Genomic DNA, 17497 nt, shown 5'->3' with positions numbered 1-17497 from the left:
CGTACCGGCAACTCTTGCGAGTCCGGGCTGGCGCTGAGCGTGAGGCGGACACATGGAACATGCGGTCGGAACGGATGAAGGCGTGTTGGCGGGGATAGGATCAACCCCCCTCATTGAACTGCGGAAAGTTGTGCCGCCCGGCTCTGCCCGGGTGCTTGCCAAGCTGGAGTTTGCGAACCCTACCGGGAGCATGAAGGACCGCATGGCGGCCGCCGCGATCAGCGCGGCCGAAGCGCGGGGTGAAATCAGCCCCGGAGACACCGTCGTCGAATACACGGCCGGGACCACCGGCATCTCACTGGCGCTGGTCTGCGCGGCCAAGGGTTACAAGCTCCATGTGGTTTTCTCCGACGCGTTCAGCGATGAAAAGCGGCGGACCATGGAAGCGCTCGGGGCCACTGTGGAGGATGTTCCCAGCGACCATGGAAAAATTACGGAACAACTGATCAAGGCCATGATCGCCCGCGCGGGTGAGTTAAGCCGGCAGCCAGGCCACTGGGCCTGCGACCAGCTCAACAACCATGACGCCATCACGGGCTACCTGGCCCTGGGCGAAGAGATCTGGCAGCAGTCCTACGGCCGTGTTGACGCTTTTGTACAGTTCGTGGGCACCGCCCACTCGATCCACGGGACGGCGCGCGGCCTGCGGGCACACGTCCCGGCGGTCCGCATCATCGCGGCGGAACCCGCCGAGTCGGCCGTGCTGTCCGGCGGTCCGACCGGGTCCCACCGGATCGAGGGTACCGGCATCGGCTTTATCCCGCCCCTGTGGGAGCCGGCTGAAGTCGACGGGATTGAACGTGTCCCCTCCGAGGAAGCCATGGCAATGAGCCGGCGGCTTGCCCGCGAGGAAGGTGTCTTCGCCGGCACCTCATCCGGCGGGAACGTCGTGGCGGCCCTGCGCATCGCAAAAGAGCTGGGGCCGAACGCCACCGTGGTCACCGTCATGGTCGATTCGGGCTTCCGCTACCTCAGCACCGGCCTGTACGGGCACTGATTGTGTGACGCAGGATTACCTTCCGTGAACTGGTGTTGCTCCGCCTTTGTGGGCGTTTGTGACGCGGCCCTACCGTAGATCTATGGCAATTCAGGACATTTACCCCACGGCGCTGCGGCTGCTGGGCCGCCCTGTGCTGGTGGTGGGCGGGGGACCGGTGGCAGCACGCCGCGCCAAGGGCCTGCTCGACGCCGGCGCCGTGGTCACCGTGGTGGCTCCCGTTGCCTCACCCGCGCTCCGGGACATGGCCGACGCCGGCCTGCTCACCTGGACCGCGCGCCCGTACGTTTCGACCGACGTCGACGGCGTCTGGTTCGTGCAGACGGCAACCGGCGATTCCGCCGTGGACGCCCTGGTATCGGCCGACGCCGAGGCGCAGCGCGTCTGGTGCGTCAACGCCTCAGACCACGAAGCCTCTGCTGCCTGGACTCCCGCCGTCGCCGAAGTGGATGACATCAAGATCGCCGTCAACGCCGGGGGAGACCCGCGCCGGGCCATGGCCGTACGTGATGCCGTGGCGACCGCCCTGGAATCCGGAGACCTGCCGCTACGCCGCCGCCGCGCCCACCAGGGGAGCGTGGCGCTCGTGGGTGGCGGCCCCGGCGACACCGGCCTCATCACCGTCCGCGGCCGCCGTCTCCTAGGCCAGGCCGACGTCGTGGTTGCCGACCGGCTCGGCCCCCGCGAACTCCTCAACGAACTCGCCCCCGACGTTCGCGTCATCGAGGTCGGCAAGACGCCCGGCCACCACCCGGTGCCGCAGGCCGAAATCAACCGGATCCTCGTGGACGAGGCCCTGCAGGGGCACCGCGTGGTCCGGCTCAAGGGCGGCGATCCCTACGTCCTGGGTCGCGGCGGCGAGGAGGCTGAGTACTGCCGCCAGCACGGCGTCGAGGTTGAGGTGGTCTCCGGCGTCACGTCCGCGATCTCCGTTCCCGCCGCCGCCGGCATCCCGGTGACCCACCGCGGCCTGGCCAAGGGCTTCAGCGTGGTCACCGGCCATGAGGAACTTTCCGAGGTCCCGGCCCGCGCCGACCACACCATCGTCCTGCTGATGGGTGTCGGCCAGCTGCGCGAATCAGCGTCCGCGCTGGGCGAAGCGGGCCTGCCTGCCGGCACCCCGGTTGGTATTGTGGAGAACGGCTATTTGCCCAACCAGCGCGTGACGATTGGCACGCTTGGTTCGATCGCCGACCAGGCCCAGGCCGCCGGCGTCGCAAATCCCGCAGTCATTGTCATCGGGGACGTGGTGCGCGTGAGCCCGTTCGCGCCGCCGCACTTCAAAACCGCTGACTACGGCACCACCACGCCGAACAAGCCCCGCAAGACCGCCCTTACCCCCTGAAACCCATCGATGCTCCGCAACTGCCGTTATGGAGGCCCAAACCGGCAGGTACTCAGCAATCGATGCAGAAGAAAAGGAACACAGCCGTGTCATCAAGCACCACCGTAGGTTCTGCCGAACGTCCGCTGCGCGTCGCCGTCGTGGGCTCCGGCCCGGCCGGCGTCTACGCCGCGGACATCCTCACCAAGAGCGAAGCCGTCAAGAGCGGCGAGCTGACCGTGAGCATCGATCTCTTTGACCGCTACCCGGCACCCTACGGCCTGATCCGCTACGGCGTTGCCCCGGACCACCCCCGCATCAAGGGCATCGTCAACGCCCTGCACAAGGTGCTGGACCGCGGCGACATCCGCTTCTTCGGCAACGTGGACTACGGCACGGACCTCACCATCGAGGACCTCCGCACGCACTACGACGCCGTCATCTTCGCCACCGGCGCCATCAAGGACGCGGACCTGAACATCCCTGGCATCGAGCTGGAAGGCTCCTTCGGCGGCGCCGACTTCGTCTCCTGGTACGACGGCCATCCGGACGTGCCCCGCGAGTGGCCGCTGGACGCCAAGGAAATCGCCGTGATCGGCAACGGCAACGTGGCCCTGGACGTTGCACGCGTCCTGTCCAAGCACGCAGACGACCTCCTCGTCTCCGAGATCCCGGACAACGTCTACGCCGGCCTGAAGTCCTCGCCCGTCACCGACGTGCACGTCTTCGGCCGCCGCGGCCCGGCCCAGGTCAAGTTCACCCCGCTGGAGCTGCGCGAGCTGTCCCACTCCAAGGACGTGGACATCATCCTCTACCCGGAGGACTTCGAGTTCGACGAGGAATCGGACCGCCAGATCCAGAGCAACAACCAGACCAAGACCATGGTGGGCACGCTCACCAACTGGATCGCCGAGCAGCCCGAAGACGTCTCCGAGCTCAAGGCCTCCCGCCGCCTGCACCTGCACTTCCTGCACAGCCCGGTGGAGATCTACGACGCCCCCGAAACACCGGGCAAGGTGGCCGGCATCAAGTTCGAGCGCACCGAACTGGACGGCACCGGCAACGCCCGCGGCACCGGCGAGTTCATCGACTACCCGGTCCAGGCCGTGTATCGCGCCATCGGCTACTTCGGCTCCGCCCTCCCGGAGATCGAGTTTGACCACAGGAAGGGCGTCATCCCGAACGACGGCGGCCGCGTCCTGGACGCGTCCGGCACCCACGTGCCCGGCATCTACGCCACCGGCTGGATCAAGCGCGGCCCGGTCGGTCTGATCGGCCACACCAAGGGAGACGCCCTGGAGACCGTGACCTACCTGCTCGAGGACCGCGGGAACCTTCCGGTTGCCAGCGTTCCCGCGGAAGACGCCGTCGTGGACCTCCTGGACGCCCGCGGCGTGAAGTTCACCAGCTGGGAAGGCTGGCTTGCCCTGGACGCCCACGAACTCGCCCTCGGGGCAGCCGCCACGGAGGCCGGCGGCTCGCACGGCGTCGAGGTCAAGCGTGAGCGCATCAAGGTGGTACCGCGCGAGGACATGGTCAGCATCTCCCGCGACGGCGTTGCCGCCCAGGTCTAGCAGCGGACCGCTTTACCGCCCTGCACCGCCTGCAGCCATGAGCTCCAGGCGGTGCAGGGTTTCGCGGTTCCGGACCGAAATCGCCGGATCGCGGAACGTCTTGGGCACCCGCTTTCCCGGCCCGCGGATCGCGTCCTCCATGATGGTCACCAGGCACTGGCCGCCCCGGTCCTCGATCGTCAGCACCACCTTGGCCTCGCCCATGGGCCAGCCGCGCGCCACCAGTTCCAGCCTCTTTCCCGGCTCGACAGCGGTGACCCGGCTGCTGTCGTTGATCACCAGCGGCCAGGCGCCGACGGAATGGTGGAGCCTGGAGCCTTCCTGCGGCCAGTGATCGTCCACGGCCCGGATCCGCGAAGCACCCACCACCCAGCCGGAGTACAGCCAGCCGTCGGCGATCACTTTCCAGACGTTGGCGGCGGGGGCATTGAACAGCCGGGACACGGTGGACATGGCGTTCCTCTCTGTTGCGGCAGCGCCGCCAGGTTGGGGCAGGACAGAACGTACGACGGCGGCGGGAGGCACCCGCTGCGCCGTCCGGTAGGAGGGCTCCCGCAGCAGCCGGGTCCAGGCATAGGTTGCCGCTCCCGGCGGGCGGTGGGCCAGTGGGTCGAAGCGCAGCGGAGTGTCCGAAGGCCCGTCCGGGACGTGCAGCCTGAGCTCGCCGCACCGGTTCCACTGGCCACCGGGCCGCGCCCAGTACAGGCCCAGGACCCACTCCCCGGAGGCCGGCGACCCCGCCGGAAGGCTGAAGGTCCGGAGCCCGAGCAGGACCGGACCGCGCCGGCCCGGTAGGGCATGAGGGTGGTCAGGGCGGCGGCCTCGACGTCCAGCCGCGGCTGCAGGAGGAAACGGCCCGGAACGTTCCAGCCTGTTGAGGCGAACAAGATGTCCGCCGGTCCGGCACCAGGGGAAGTGACCCTCAACGCCAGGCCCAGGATGTCCGGCAATGACTGCGGCAGCCCCACAGACCGGGAAAACCGTGCAGCCACCGTGTCCATGCCGGGCGCATCGAGCCAGTCCAGTCCGCTGGCTCCTTCCGCGGTTCCATTCCGGACCAGCTCACCAGTAAGGCCCAGGCCTTTCGGATGGATGGGGCGGTCCGGCCGCAAAAGCTTTAATCCGCCGAACCCGGCCGCGACGACCTTGCCCAAAGCCCTGGTGACGGGCGCTGAAGGGACCCGGGTGCCGCCGTCGTGCGCTGCGTGTGAGCTGCGCTGCTGTGTCATGGTTCCTCCGTACCCCAACCTACATGCGTCCAAAACGGGCGCGGATGAGCGCAAAGATGCCGTACGCGATGAAACCCGCACCGATGGCCACCAGCAGAGACGGGCCGAACGGGTGCTCGCGGAGGGCCTTGAGGCTGCCGTCCAGCCCGGTGGATTCCTCGGGGCGGTGCTTGGCCGCGGCGATCACGAACAACAGCCCGGCAAGGTTGAGTGCGACGCCCTTTGCCGCGTGGCCGGTCACGCCGAGGGTGTCGATGAGGCGGCCACGGCGGGTACCGTCGAACGCCAGCAGCTCTTCCTTGAAGCCGCGCCGCAGGCCCTTGATGACGAAGTAGACCCCCACGCCCATGATGGTCAGGCCGAGGGCGGCCAGCACCCAGGGGCCCAGGGGATGGGCCATCAGGGTGGCGCTGAAATCGCGCGTGCTGTCCCCGGAGTCCCCGGGCATGCCCACGGCAAAGCCCGCGAAGCTGAGTCCCACGCTGCCGTAGGCGACCGACAGGAACCCGGAAGAGATGAGCTTCCCGGCCCGTTCCTTGTGCGGAAGGTGCCGGGCGCGGAGTGTGGCCTCGCTGGCCTGCCAGAGCGCGAGCCCTGCGCACGCAGCCACGCACGCCCACATCACGGCCGGTCCCCACGCATTGGCCGCCAGTTGTTCAATGGCGCCGGTGGCTTCCGCCTGGCCGGGCTGGCCAAGCGCGATGGCGATGGCGATGGCTCCGACGATGAGGTGCAGGATAGCCATCACGCCAAAACCGGCGCGGGCCAGGAAGTCCAGGGCTTTGGCGTTGGAGGCGTCCTCGAGGACGTCCGCGGCCTGGCTGATGGTGGAGTCCGGTTCCCGCATGGCGTCAGCCGTTCATGGGCCCTTCAGCGCGCAGTTTTTCCGCGCCAGGTCCTTCGACGTGGATGGTGCAGCGGACCACCAGCCGGCCCGGTGCGTTCTCCAGTTCCACCAGGGAGTCGTTGCCGCTGAGCACCGTGAACGCCTCGGAGCCAGGCACCGCCTCCACCCCCTTGGCCGCGGCTGTTTCCCGCGCGTTCTCCAGCGCCTCGCGCTGGAGTGCGTCCACGTAGGAGCTGTCGGATTCGCGTGCCGGGTCCCCGAAGGCCCAGCCGAACAAGGTGCCTGTCATTCCCATGGCGACGATACTACGTGGTTGCACCGGCAAAATGCGGACTTTCGTAACATTAGTAAGTGTGCTTACGATGGCTTCATCGTGGCCCCTGCCGGGGGCACGGACATGCACCGGAATCCGGATCAACGTTAGGAACGCATCATGGCAGGAAACCTCATTGCCCGGTCAGTCCACGACCTGACGGCTGCGGCATGGTTCGGCGGATCCCTCATGGGTGCCATCGGACTCAACGGGGCGGCAGCCCAGGCCAAGGACCCGGCCGAACGGACCCGGCTCTCCAGTGCCGGATGGATGAAGTGGGCGCCGGTCCAGACGGCAGCCTTCGCCTCCCATCTGGTGGCGGACCTGGCGATCGCGTGGGAGAACAAAGGGCGCATCGCCGCGCAGGACGGCGTAGCACGGGACACGGCCATTAAGACGGCGGTCACGGTCGCCGGCGCAGCGGTGACGCTTTACTCGGGCCTCCTGGGCAAGAAGGTGGAGAAGCTTGCCGGCGAGGGTTCCGAGGGTGCCACCGAACCCCGCCCGGGCGCGTCCGACGAACTCCGGTCCGCGCAGCAGCAGCTGAAGATGCTGCAGTGGGTCATTCCCGTCTTTGCGGGGGCAGTGGTTGTGCTCGGCGCCAAGCACGGCGAGATGCAGCGGCCCAAGAACGTCTTCGCCGGCCTCCGCGGCTAGGCACCCGGCTGCCACGGGCGGCCGCAAGCAACGCGAACGACGACGGTCCGGCACCAGGGTGCCGGACCGTCGTCGTGCGTCCCCTCCCGGAAGGGGGGGGCTAAACCGGTTGTGTGTTGGCCGGCGGGAGGTCCGGGTTCATGTCCGTGAGATGGGGATCCTCGGCAGTCCACACCTGGATGATCGCCCAGACGACGGCGGCAAGCGGTACGGACAGAACCGCACCGACGATTCCGGCCAGGATGGTCCCGGCAGTCAGCGCCATCAGGATGACCAGGGCGTGCAGCTGGAGCGATTTACCCATGACGATGGGCTGCAGGAGGTCGCCCTCGAGCTGGTTCACCGCGACGACGACAGCCACCACGATCAGGGCCACCACCGGCCCGTTCGCCACCAGCGCCACGAGGGCGGCGAGGATGCCCGCAACGGTGGCGCCCACCAGCGGAATGAAGGCGGTAATGAAAACGATGACCGCCAGCGGCAAGGCCAGCGGCACCTGCAGGATCAGCAGCGCGGTGCCAATGGCCACGGTGTCCACGAGCGCCACGATGGCGGTGCCCCGGACGTAGCCGCCCAGGACCTCCAGGGTCCGGCGGCCGACCCGGCGCAGCTTCGCCTCACGGCGTCCGCTGAAGGGGCGGAGCAGGAAGTTCCAGATCTTGGCGCCGTCCTTGAGGAAGAAGAACAGGATGACCACCATGAGGCCGGTGCCGGCAATGAATTCAGTGACCAGCGATAGCCCCGTGATGGCCCTGGAGCGGGCCTGGCTGCTGGTGATGAAGTCGATGATCCCCTGGCGTGCCTCCTGGAGCTGGCCCTGGTCCAGGGGGACCGGGCCGTTGAGGAGGAAATTCTCCAACTCGTCCAGGCCGGTTGAGGCCTGCTGGGCCAATTCGGCCCACTGGTTCCGCACGGAGAGGTAGATGATGGCACCGACGCCGGCCAGCAGGGCCAGCAGGGCCACGAACGCAATGCCGGTGGCCAGCCCGCCCGGGATGCCGCGCCGGCGGAGCATGTTAACAAACGGGCCGATGGCGGCAGCCAGGATCAGCGCGATCAGGACGGGGATGACCAGCAGTTTGATCTGCATTAGCGCATAGACGGAGACGGATACCAACAGCAGGATCAGCAGCACCTGCGCAGCGCGGGTGCCAACCCTGCCCAGCCCGTCGGCCCAGAGTGCGGCCGCTCCGGACTTCGGTGCCGGGTGGACGGCCGCCGCCGGCGGGGTCTCGGTGCAGGCCCTGCGGGCGGCAAGGCGTGAAAAGGGCGCCATGGGAACTCCTCGTGGTTGGTGGCGCCTGCGGGCCGGCTGGACGGCAGGCGTGACTACCTCGTCTGACAGTAAGCCTACTGAGCGTTCCCGGAGCGGCAGAATCCGACACGGCGCCCGCCCGCCCGGCCCGCCCGCAGGTGGGGTTATTCTGCCAGCCACTCCGCGCAGGAGTTCAGGTTCCGGCTGACCGTGGCCACTGCGGCTTCCTCGTCGCGGCGCTCGATGGCCGCAAGCAGCGCCCCGTGCCCCTCGTGCGGCAGCCCGTCGAAACCGGGCCGGCGGTGCTGGGCGAGCAGGTCCTCGTGGAAGGCTGCCCCGAAACTGGCGTACAGCTCGTGCAGCAGCGGATTGGCCGACGCCAGGGCCACACGTTCGTGGAACCGCCAGTCGGCCTCCGCCCAGGCCGCATAGTTGCCCCCCTGCCAGGCCTGGTCCCGGGCGGCGAGGAGACTGCGCAGGGCCGTGACGTCGTCGTCCGTGGCATGGCGTGCTGCCAGGCGCGCGGCCTGGGTATCAAGCCCCAGGCGCACCTCGAGGACGTGCTGCCCGGCATGGTCCTGGTAAAGCCGCCGGGCCGCCCCGGAAATCTCGCTGGTGGCCCGGACGTAGGTGCCGTCCCCGCGCCGGACCTCCAGCATGCCGGTGTGCGCCAAAGCTTTGACGGCCTCCCGGAGCGTGCCGCGGGAGATGCCCAAGCCCGCCATGAGCTCGGGTTCGGAGGGAATGCGCCGGTCCAGGGGCCATTCGCCGGACTGGACCATGGCGCGGAGTTTGGCGGTTACTTCCTCAGCCAGGGGCTGGCGGTGCGAGGGGCTGAGTTCCATGGCTGCTACTTCCTGGCTCCGGTCATCGCACGGCCGGTGACCTGGTGCGAGACGACGATCTGCACCAGGGACAGCGCCAGCAGCAGGGCGAGCGGCAATGTCCAGCTTCCGGTGGAGCTGTGCAGCAGTCCCATCCCGAACGGTCCGGCGGTGGCCAGCAGGTAACCGGTGGACTGCGCCAGCGTGGAGAGCGCGGTGGTTTCGGCGGTACTGGCGCCACTTCGGCTGATCATCACCATCACCAGCGGGAAGATCCCCAGGCCGAAGCCGAGCAGGATGGCCGGGACCATGGCAAGGCCCGCAGGCAGGAACAGCAGCAGCGCGACTCCAACTGTCATGGTCCCGCTGGCAAGGTAGAACGCGGGGCGGAGCATGCGCGGCCGCGACCCGATGGCGATCAGCACCATGCCCGCCGGGACGGACACCAGCTGCATCAGTCCGAACAGCAATCCGCTGTCCGCTGCGCTTCTCCCCATGGTGGTGAGCATGTACGGGAACCAGCTCATCAGTGCGTAAGCCAGCAGTGACTGGAGCGTAAAAATCGCGGTCAGCAGGATGCCCTTCCGGGTGCGCAGGAGCGGCCACGGCGAGATGGGCGCGGCGGTGGTGCGCGTGCTGTTGCGGTGCGCGTGCAGGGCTACGGGAAGGAAGCCGAGGAACGCTGCGACGGCGGTGATTCCGATGGCGCCCACGGCGGCCGACGGCGAGCCCAGCGCCTGCGCCAGCGGAACCACCGCGACGGAGGCCACCGTGGCTCCGGTGGTCATCGTCACCGTGTAGAGGGCGGTCATCAGGGACGTGCGGTGCGCAAAATGTTCGCGGATGAAGGACGGCATGGCCACATTGCAGACGGCCAGCCCGGACATGCCCGCCACGCTGCCTGCCACCAGCATGCCGGTGGCGGGGATCCCGCGCAGCAACAGCCCGCCGGCCAGCATGGCCAGTGAGACCAGGATGGCGTTCTCCACGCCCAGCCTGCCTGTCAGCCATGACGTCCCCGCCCCCGCGAGCGAAAAGCACAGCGTGGGGATGGATGGGATGACCGCAGCCACCAGCGTCCCGTAGCCGAGGACCGCCTGCAGGTCGTGCAGGAGCGCGGACGCCCCGGTAATCCCGGCACGCAGGTTCAGTCCGATGAGTACCAGCGCAATGACCCCGAAGGCGACGGCCGAACGCGCCTTGCGCGCCTCTGCCGGAGCGTTGGGGGCGGCGGGCGCGGGGGCGGCCGGAAGCACGGAATGCGAAGGCGGTGTGGGCATCGTTCAAGGATAAACGTTAGACGTTTGACGTCTAGGGTTTTGTGGGGAATCTCTCCCGGTGGGGCGGCGGGCGAAATAGACTGCGGAAAACACACCACGCGGGAGGACAGCAGATGAACGTCCAGGGCATGGAAGTGGAGCTGAAGTACGACGCCGGCCCCGAGGCCCGGGTGCCCCGCCTCGCGGATCTGCCCGGGGCTGGGCGCGTTGCGCCCCCACGGGTGGACAGACTCACCGCGGTGTATTTCGACACTCCGGGACGTACGTTGGCCGGCCGTGGGATCAGCCTGCGGCGGCGCACGGGCGGGGCGGACGAGGGCTGGCACCTGAAGCTTGCGCCCGAAAAACCGGAAGGGGTTGGCGGAGGTGCGGAACCGGGAGCACCGGAGATCCGGCGTCGCCGGGAACTGCACGCGCCCCTGGGCAGGCCCGACGTCGTGCCTGACCCGTTGCTGGCACACCTGCACGTGTACCTGCGGGGGGCTGACCTCGCCCCCACGGTTCGGCTGGAAACGGAACGGACCACGCACGCCCTTTACGGCCCGGACGGCACACACTTGGCGGACCTGGCCGACGACAGGGTCTCCGCCAGCCTCCTGCCCGCCGGAGCCGGAGCGTACCGGTGGCGTGAGTGGGAATTCGAACTGGTGCATGGCGGACCGGAGCTGTTGGGCCCGGCGGCCGAACTGCTGGCAGCCGCCGGCGCCACCCCCGCCCGGCACGCGTCAAAACTTGCCAGGGCGCTCGAAGTGCTTGCGGAAACCGGCCCGGGCCGCGCCGAAAGCATTAACGGACAAAGCGCCCCGGAACTCGCGGCGGGGAAGGAAGCGCCGGCCGCGGCCGTCGTCGGCCTTTACTTTGCAACTCACCTGGACGAGCTGCTGGCCAATGACCCTGCCGTCCGGCTGGAGGAACCCGAAGCCGTGCACAACATGAGGTCGGCGGTGCGGCGGCTCCGCTCGGCGCTGGCCGCGTACCGGAAGTTGTACGCGAGGGCGCCCCTGCGCCGGCTCGCGGGTGAACTCAAGTGGCTGGGCGGCATGCTGGGCGGCCCGCGCGATGCAGAGGTCCTCCGGGAACGGCTTGACGGGCACGCCGCGGAACTGCCGCCGGGGAAGGACTCGGCCGCGGCCCGGGAGCGGCTGGGCCGCCACGGCGCAGAGCAGTACGACGCCGGATACCGCCGCCTGCTGCTCGCGCTGGAATCAGGGCGCTACTTCCGCCTGCTTGCCGCGCTCGAGGATTTCCGGGATGCTCCGCCGCTGCGGATGGGGGCCGCCTCGAAGGGGATCCGGAGCGGCCGAAAGGTGTCCGCCCGGGCTGTGGCGAAGGCCGCGAAACGCCTGCGCCGAGCGCAGAAGAAGGCCTCCGGAACCCTGGGAGAGGGCGACTACGAGCAGGCGCTGCACCGGGTGCGCAAGGATGCGAAGCGGCTGCGGCACGTGGCGGAGTCGGCGGAACCAGTGCGGCGCAGGGCCCGAAAGGTGGCCAAGGCCGCGCACCGGCAGCAGAAGGTCCTGGGCGATTTCCATGACGCCGTCATCGCCCGTGACCTCGTGGCACGGATGGGCAGCGACGGTCCCTATGCCGCCCTGCACGCGAGGGAGATCGAACTGATGGCCGCGGCGGAGAAGAAATACCGGAAGGCCCGGAAAAAATCGCGCCGCCTCCTGCAGCGCGGGGTCACATAACACCGCCTCAGGGCCGTTTGTTGAGCGGGATGTGACCGCGCGTTGGTGCGGTCGCGGCGGAGTTGCCGGGGCGGGAGGCGAGCCGGGCAACGGCCAGGGCCAGCCAAAGCTGGACGCGGTCCGCGGTGACGGAGGGGTCGTATCCGGTGAGCTCGGTGATCTGTGCCAGGCGGTAGCGGACGGTGTTCCGGTGCAGCGTCAGCTCCTCCGCCACGGCGGCCACCGAGCCGTTGTTGTTCAGGTAGCTTTCCAGCGTGGCCATCAGCTCGGAACCGTGGGTGGCATCAAAGTTCCGCAGCGGCGTGAGCGATTCCCGCGCCATGTCCGCCAGCGGCACGTCCTCGCTGGCCAACAGCAGGGAGGTCAGGCTCAGCCGTTCCGGTTCGTTGACCGGGAGGCCGTGGCTGGCGGCGTCCCGGGCTTCGTAGTAGCTCCAGCGCAGGCCGTTGGGCTTCGTGTAGGCGCCGCCGATCCCGATCGTCGCGTGGATCCCCGCCTCGGCGAGGTGGTCGCTGAGCCGGCGCGCCAGCGAGGGTGCCGACCCGCCGTCGTCATTGATCACCAGTACCAGGTCCTTGTTGACGACGGCGGCCACCGCCTCCCCGAGTTCGCGCGGCACCGAGGTGCTCGCCAAAGCCTTGTGGTGGGCCGCGGACACGGCCAGAAGCACCACATTCTTGCGGGTGCTGTTGATGCCAACGCCGGCGAGGCGGCGCTGGGCTTCGCTGGTTTCCAGGGCGCCGTTGATGACGTCGTCCAGCACCTGCCCGCACAGGGCGCGCTGGGCCTGCCGCTGCTGGACCATGTTGTTCAGCTCCACGCTGATCAGGTTCTGGGCGTAGCCGATGATTCCGGTGTCCTCGAACGGCTGCCGGACCCACAGGGTGCACGCGTCACGGCGGCCGGTGGGCACGGGATAGGAGGACCAGGTCCCGGTGGACGGCGTTTCGCCGGTGCTGTTGTAGAGCTCGGCGGTGAACTGGGTCAGCGCGATGCCCGTGCGCAGCATGCTGCCCAGCTGCTTCAGCAGTTCACCAAGCCCGCCCCCGGTCAGGAGCGCGCGGGCCAGCACCTGGTGCCCGGCGATCAGGCGCTCCAGCTTGGCGTAGTGGTCCGCGGACTGGGCGTCCGCCACCAGCTTGCCGATGGCGATGAACGGGGTCTCGTACGGAACCTCGACCACCGGCAGGCCCCACCGGTTGGCCTCGGCCAGCAGCGCCGGGGGCACTGATTCGTGCGAGAGCCCCACGCCGAACCCGATGCCTACGGCGCCGGCGCGCTGCACCTGGCGGACGAAGCGGCGCTGGTCGGGGGCGGAGCGGAGCCGCAGGCCCGTTGTGAGCACCAGTTCGCCGCCGTTCAGGAACCGCTGCGGGTCCTCCAGTTCGGTCACCGCCACCCAGTTGATGTCCTGGTGCCAGGTGGTTTCGGCCAGCCCCGCCTTGGACAGTTTCAGGGAACCGACACCCAGCAGGGCGGCAAGGGAAATAGCCATGGACCAAGGATAGTCGGGTGCTGGTCAACCGCACTAAAGATGGCGGGCAACGGTGTGCAGGTGGCTATTCCCTGCCACGGGGTGCTGGCATAGGCTCAAGGCAGATCCAGCCATCAGCTCCCGCCCACCCGCGCGGCTGCCGGTAGCCACAAAGAAAGAGGTTGTACACCGTGGTCCAAACCTTGCAGAACTTCATCAACGGCGAATTCGTGACGCCGGCAGGCACTGAGCTGCTGGACATCGTGAACCCCACCAACGGTGAAGTGGTGGCCCACTCGCCGGTTTCGGTGGAGGCAGACGTCGATGCAGCGATGGCTGCCGCCAAGGACGCCTTCAAGTCCTGGAAGCACGTCACGCCGGGACAGCGTCAGCTCATGCTGCTCAAGCTCGCGGACGCCATCGAGGCCAACAGTGACGAACTCGTGGAAGCCCAGCACCGCAACACCGGCCAGGTCCGTTCGCTGATCGCGTCCGAGGAAGTGGCCGCCGGCGCGGACCAGCTCCGGTTCTTCGCCGGCGCCGCACGCATCCTGGAAGGCAAGTCCGCCGGGGAGTACTTCCAGGGACACACGTCCTATGTCCGCCGCGAACCCATCGGCGTGGTGGCCCAGGTGGCGCCGTGGAACTACCCGTTCCTGATGGCCATCTGGAAGATCGGCCCCGCACTTGCGGCCGGCAACACGGTGGTCCTCAAGCCCTCCGACACCACTCCCGAGTCAACCCTGGTCCTGGCCCGCCTCGCCGGGGAGATCTTCCCTGCCGGCGTGCTGAACGTTGTCCTGGGAACGGGCCGGACCGGCTCACTGATGGTGGAGCACAAGGTGCCCGGCCTGGTGTCCATCACCGGTTCGGTCCGCGCCGGCATCGCCGTGGCCTCAGGCGCCGCGAAGGGCCTCAAGCGGGCCCACCTGGAGCTGGGGGGCAAGGCGCCGGCCATCGTTTTCAAGGACGCGGACATCAAGAAAAGCGCCGCCGCCATCGCCGAGTTCGCGTTCTTCAACGCCGGCCAGGACTGCACGGCCATCACCAGGGTGCTGGTGGAGGAATCAGTGCATGACGACGTCGTGGCAGCCATGGTGGAGCACACCAGGACCCTGCGCACTGGCTCGCAGGATGACTCGGAAAACTACTTCGGTCCGCTGAACAACGTCAACCACTTCAATGCCGTCCGCTCCGTGGTGGCCAACCTGCCGGAGAATTGCCGGATCGAAATCGGCGGCCACCAGGCGGGGGAGAAGGGCTACTTCTTCGAGCCCACCATCATCACCGGTGCCCGCCAGACGGACGACGTGGTCCAGCACGAAACCTTCGGGCCGGTGATCACAGTCCAGAAGTTCAGCACCGAGGAAGAAGCCGTGGAGCTGGCCAACGACGTTGACTACGCACTGGCCTCCAGCGTCTGGACCACCAACCACGGAACGGCCATGCGCCTGAGCCGTGACCTGGACTTCGGCGCCGTGTGGATCAACACCCACATCCTGCTCACCGCCGAAATGCCCCACGGCGGATTCAAGCAGTCCGGCTACGGCAAAGACCTCTCCATGTACGGCGTGGAGGACTACACGCGCATCAAGCACGTCATGTCCGCCCTCGATTCTTAAGAAAGTAACCCGATGACCACCACCGCATCAGACATCACCTTCCGCCTGGAGCAGAAGCGCCGCGTGCACGCCGACTTCCCGGGTCCCAAGTCCGTGGCACTGGCAGAACGGCGCAAAGCCGTAGTCGCCGCCGGCGTCGCGTCCGGCGTTCCCGTCTACGTGGCGGATGCCGACGGCGGCATCATCCATGACGTGGACGGCAACTCCTTCATCGACCTCGGCTCGGGCATCGCGGTCACCAGCGTGGGCGCGTCGGATCCCGCTGTCGTGGGCGCCGTCAAGGAAGCCGTGGAGCACTTCACCCACACCTGCTTCATGGTGACCCCCTACGAAGGCTACGTCGCCGTGGCCGAGCAGCTGAACCGCCTCACCCCCGGCGACCACGAGAAGCGCACTGTCCTCTTCAATTCAGGTGCCGAAGCTGTGGAGAACGCCGTCAAGGTGGCCCGCCTGGCCACCGGGCGGGACGCCGTCGTCGCTTTCGACCACGCCTACCACGGCCGCACCAACCTGACCATGGCCCTCACCGCGAAGGCCATGCCGTACAAGACCAACTTCGGCCCGTTCGCTCCCGAGGTCTACCGGATGCCCATGAGCTACCCGTACCGCGAGGAAAACCCCGCGATCACGGGTGCCGAGGCCGCGCAGCGGGCCATCACCATGATCGAGAAGCAAATTGGCGGTGAGTCCGTGGCCGCAATCATCATCGAACCCATCCAGGGTGAGGGCGGCTTCATCGTCCCGGCCGAAGGCTTCCTCCCGGCGCTGGCTGCGTGGGCCAAGGAGAAGGGCATCGTTTTCATCGCCGACGAGGTCCAGTCCGGGTTCTGCCGCACCGGCGAATGGTTTGCCGTGAACCACGAAGGTGTTGTCCCGGACATCATGACCCTGGCCAAGGGCATCGCCGGCGGCATGCCGCTCTCAGCCATAACCGGCCGCGCAGAGCTGCTGGATGCAGTCCACCCCGGAGGCCTGGGCGGCACCTACGGCGGCAACCCGGTGGCGTGCGCCGCGGCGCTGGCGTCAATCGGCACCATGGAGGAGTACGACCTTGCCGGGCGCGCCCGCCACATCGAAGCCCTGGCCACCGGCCGCCTCCGCGAACTGCAGGCGGAACTGGCCGGGGCCGGAACCGGCGTCATCGGCGATGTCCGCGGCCGCGGTGCCATGCTGGCCATCGAGCTGGTGCAGGCGGGCTCGAAGGAACCCAACCCGGAGCTGACCAAGGCCGTGGCCGCAGCCTGCCTCAAGGAGGGTGTCATCATCCTCACCTGCGGCACCTACGGCAACGTGATCCGCCTGCTCCCGCCGCTGGTCATCACCGACGAACTGCTCAACGACGGGCTGGACGTCCTGGCAGCTGCCATCAAGGCCCACGCGTAACAGCCGCTGCCCTGCGCGCCGCCGAGTTCTTCCGGGCGGCGCGCAGCATGTCCAGCGTGAGCAGGAGCAACGCCAGCCACACCACGCCGAAGCCGATCCAGCGCTCCGGCGGCATGGCTTCGCGGAAGACCAGCAGGGCCACCACGAACTGCAGCAGCGGCGCCATGTACTGCAGCAGCCCGATGGTGGTCATGGGCAGCCGGCGGGCAGCCGCGCCGAAGAACAGCAGCGGGACCGCCGTGATCACGCCGGAGGCCACTAACAGCCAGAAGTGCCCGGTGCCCTGCGTGGTCAGGGTGGCCGTTCCGTTCATGGCGAGGACTGCCATGGTGGCCGCCGCGAACGGCGCCAGCACCATGGTTTCCACGCTGAGGCTGGTCACCGCGTCCACCCTGGGACCCACGCGCTTCTTCACGAAGCCGTACAGGCCGAAGGTCACCGCCAGCGTCAGGGCAATCCATGGGAGCTTTCCGTAGGAGTAGGTGAGCACGCCCACCGCCACGAAACCGGTCCCGACGGCGGCCCACTGCAGCGGGCGCAGCCTTTCCTTGAGCACGAACACGCCCAGCAGCACGGATACCAGCGGGTTGATGAAGTAGCCCAGCGCCGCTTCGACGGCCTGGCCGGTGGTGACGCCGTAGGTGTAGGTGAGCCAGTTGGCGGCGATCAATGCAGCAGCCAGGGCCAGGGAACCGAACAACTTCCGGTCGCGGAAGGCCGCGGCAAGCGCCGGCCACGCCCGGGTGGCGGTAATCAGCAGGGCGCAGAACACCAGCGACCACACCACCCGGTTGGCCACGATTTCGACGGCGCCTGCCGGCATCAGTGCGAAGAAGTACAGCGGCAGCAGCCCCCACAGCCCGTAAGCGCCGACGCCGAAGAGAATTCCCGCCGTCGTCTCCTTGTCCACGGCCTTGGGGCCTGGCGGCGTGGCGCCGGGCGCCTGGGGGGCCGCAGAGCGTGGGGCCGCCGCAGTGGCAGCGGCGCTGGCTGGAGTTACTCCATCGGGTGTAGGCACGCAACCCAT

The 17497-nt window shown here is 68.4% G+C and carries 15 protein-coding genes; 7 read left to right on the top strand and 8 right to left on the bottom strand.

Going from position 1 to position 17497, the window contains the following annotated elements; all coding sequences use genetic code 11:
- The first annotated feature begins 52 nt into the window (after positions 1-52).
- From ACIQCM_RS05690 to ACIQCM_RS05680, 3 genes are all read left to right on the top strand, one after another.
- Complete coding sequence (locus tag ACIQCM_RS05690; RefSeq protein ID WP_400604623.1) at positions 53-997, top strand: PLP-dependent cysteine synthase family protein; 945 nt, start codon at positions 53-55, stop codon at positions 995-997.
- Between the two features lie 82 nt (positions 998-1079).
- Positions 1080-2342, top strand: coding sequence for a uroporphyrinogen-III C-methyltransferase (gene cobA / locus ACIQCM_RS05685; protein WP_400604621.1), 1263 nt, complete (start codon positions 1080-1082; stop codon positions 2340-2342).
- Positions 2343-2428: 86 nt separating this feature from the next.
- Positions 2429-3895 carry an FAD-dependent oxidoreductase gene (locus ACIQCM_RS05680; protein WP_400604619.1) on the top strand — a complete coding sequence of 489 codons (1467 nt, stop codon included), beginning with the start codon at positions 2429-2431 and terminating at the stop codon, positions 3893-3895.
- Between the two features lie 12 nt (positions 3896-3907).
- Here the strand turns inward: ACIQCM_RS05680 and ACIQCM_RS05675 are convergent, their stop codons facing one another.
- The 3 genes from ACIQCM_RS05675 to ACIQCM_RS05665 form a co-directional block, all read right to left on the bottom strand.
- Positions 3908-4348, bottom strand: a complete 441-nt coding sequence (locus ACIQCM_RS05675; protein ID WP_400604617.1) for an SRPBCC domain-containing protein — start codon at positions 4346-4348, stop codon at positions 3908-3910.
- A gap of 795 nt (positions 4349-5143) precedes the next feature.
- Positions 5144-5971 (bottom strand): DUF1206 domain-containing protein, encoded by an 828-nt coding sequence (locus tag ACIQCM_RS05670; protein WP_400604616.1) that lies wholly within the window; start codon positions 5969-5971, stop codon positions 5144-5146.
- Between the two features lie 4 nt (positions 5972-5975).
- Entirely contained in the window at positions 5976-6266 is a 291-nt protein-coding gene (locus tag ACIQCM_RS05665) for a hypothetical protein (RefSeq protein ID WP_400604614.1), read from the bottom strand.
- A gap of 138 nt (positions 6267-6404) precedes the next feature.
- On the opposite strand from ACIQCM_RS05665, the gene ACIQCM_RS05660 reads away from it, so the two are divergent.
- Positions 6405-6941 carry a hypothetical protein gene (locus ACIQCM_RS05660; RefSeq protein WP_400604612.1) on the top strand — a complete coding sequence of 179 codons (537 nt, stop codon included), beginning with the start codon at positions 6405-6407 and terminating at the stop codon, positions 6939-6941.
- A gap of 100 nt (positions 6942-7041) precedes the next feature.
- On the opposite strand, the gene ACIQCM_RS05655 is transcribed toward ACIQCM_RS05660, so the two are convergent.
- From ACIQCM_RS05655 to ACIQCM_RS05645, 3 genes are all read right to left on the bottom strand, one after another.
- Positions 7042-8217, bottom strand: coding sequence for an AI-2E family transporter (locus ACIQCM_RS05655; protein ID WP_400604610.1), 1176 nt, complete (start codon positions 8215-8217; stop codon positions 7042-7044).
- Positions 8218-8360: 143 nt separating this feature from the next.
- Positions 8361-9041: a FadR/GntR family transcriptional regulator gene (locus ACIQCM_RS05650; RefSeq protein ID WP_400604608.1), complete on the bottom strand. Its 681-nt coding sequence runs from the start codon at positions 9039-9041 to the stop codon at positions 8361-8363.
- 5 nt (positions 9042-9046) lie between these two features.
- Entirely contained in the window at positions 9047-10300 is a 1254-nt protein-coding gene (locus ACIQCM_RS05645; RefSeq protein WP_400604606.1) for an MFS transporter, read from the bottom strand.
- Between the two features lie 113 nt (positions 10301-10413).
- On the opposite strand from ACIQCM_RS05645, the gene ACIQCM_RS05640 reads away from it, so the two are divergent.
- Positions 10414-11991: a CHAD domain-containing protein gene (locus tag ACIQCM_RS05640; protein WP_400604605.1), complete on the top strand. Its 1578-nt coding sequence runs from the start codon at positions 10414-10416 to the stop codon at positions 11989-11991.
- Between the two features lie 7 nt (positions 11992-11998).
- On the opposite strand, the gene ACIQCM_RS05635 is transcribed toward ACIQCM_RS05640, so the two are convergent.
- Complete coding sequence (locus ACIQCM_RS05635) at positions 11999-13486, bottom strand: PucR family transcriptional regulator (protein WP_400604603.1); 1488 nt, start codon at positions 13484-13486, stop codon at positions 11999-12001.
- Between the two features lie 170 nt (positions 13487-13656).
- Between ACIQCM_RS05635 and ACIQCM_RS05630 the strand changes: the two genes are divergently transcribed.
- Together ACIQCM_RS05630 and gabT are read left to right on the top strand one after the other, a co-directional pair.
- Entirely contained in the window at positions 13657-15087 is a 1431-nt protein-coding gene (locus ACIQCM_RS05630; RefSeq protein WP_400604602.1) for an aminobutyraldehyde dehydrogenase, read from the top strand.
- Between the two features lie 12 nt (positions 15088-15099).
- Positions 15100-16470, top strand: coding sequence for a 4-aminobutyrate--2-oxoglutarate transaminase (gene gabT, locus ACIQCM_RS05625; protein WP_400604601.1), 1371 nt, complete (start codon positions 15100-15102; stop codon positions 16468-16470).
- Here gabT and rarD read toward each other — a convergent pair.
- Complete coding sequence (gene rarD / locus ACIQCM_RS05620) at positions 16454-17497, bottom strand: EamA family transporter RarD (protein WP_400604599.1); 1044 nt, start codon at positions 17495-17497, stop codon at positions 16454-16456. The two genes, gabT and rarD, sit on opposite strands and share 17 nt — an antisense overlap.

Source organism: Pseudarthrobacter sp. NPDC092439 (assembly GCF_044754945.1).
Lineage (GTDB): Bacteria > Actinomycetota > Actinomycetes > Actinomycetales > Micrococcaceae > Arthrobacter.
Note: the sequence above shows the minus strand (reverse complement) of the source record. Positions and strands in the feature narration are given on the sequence as shown.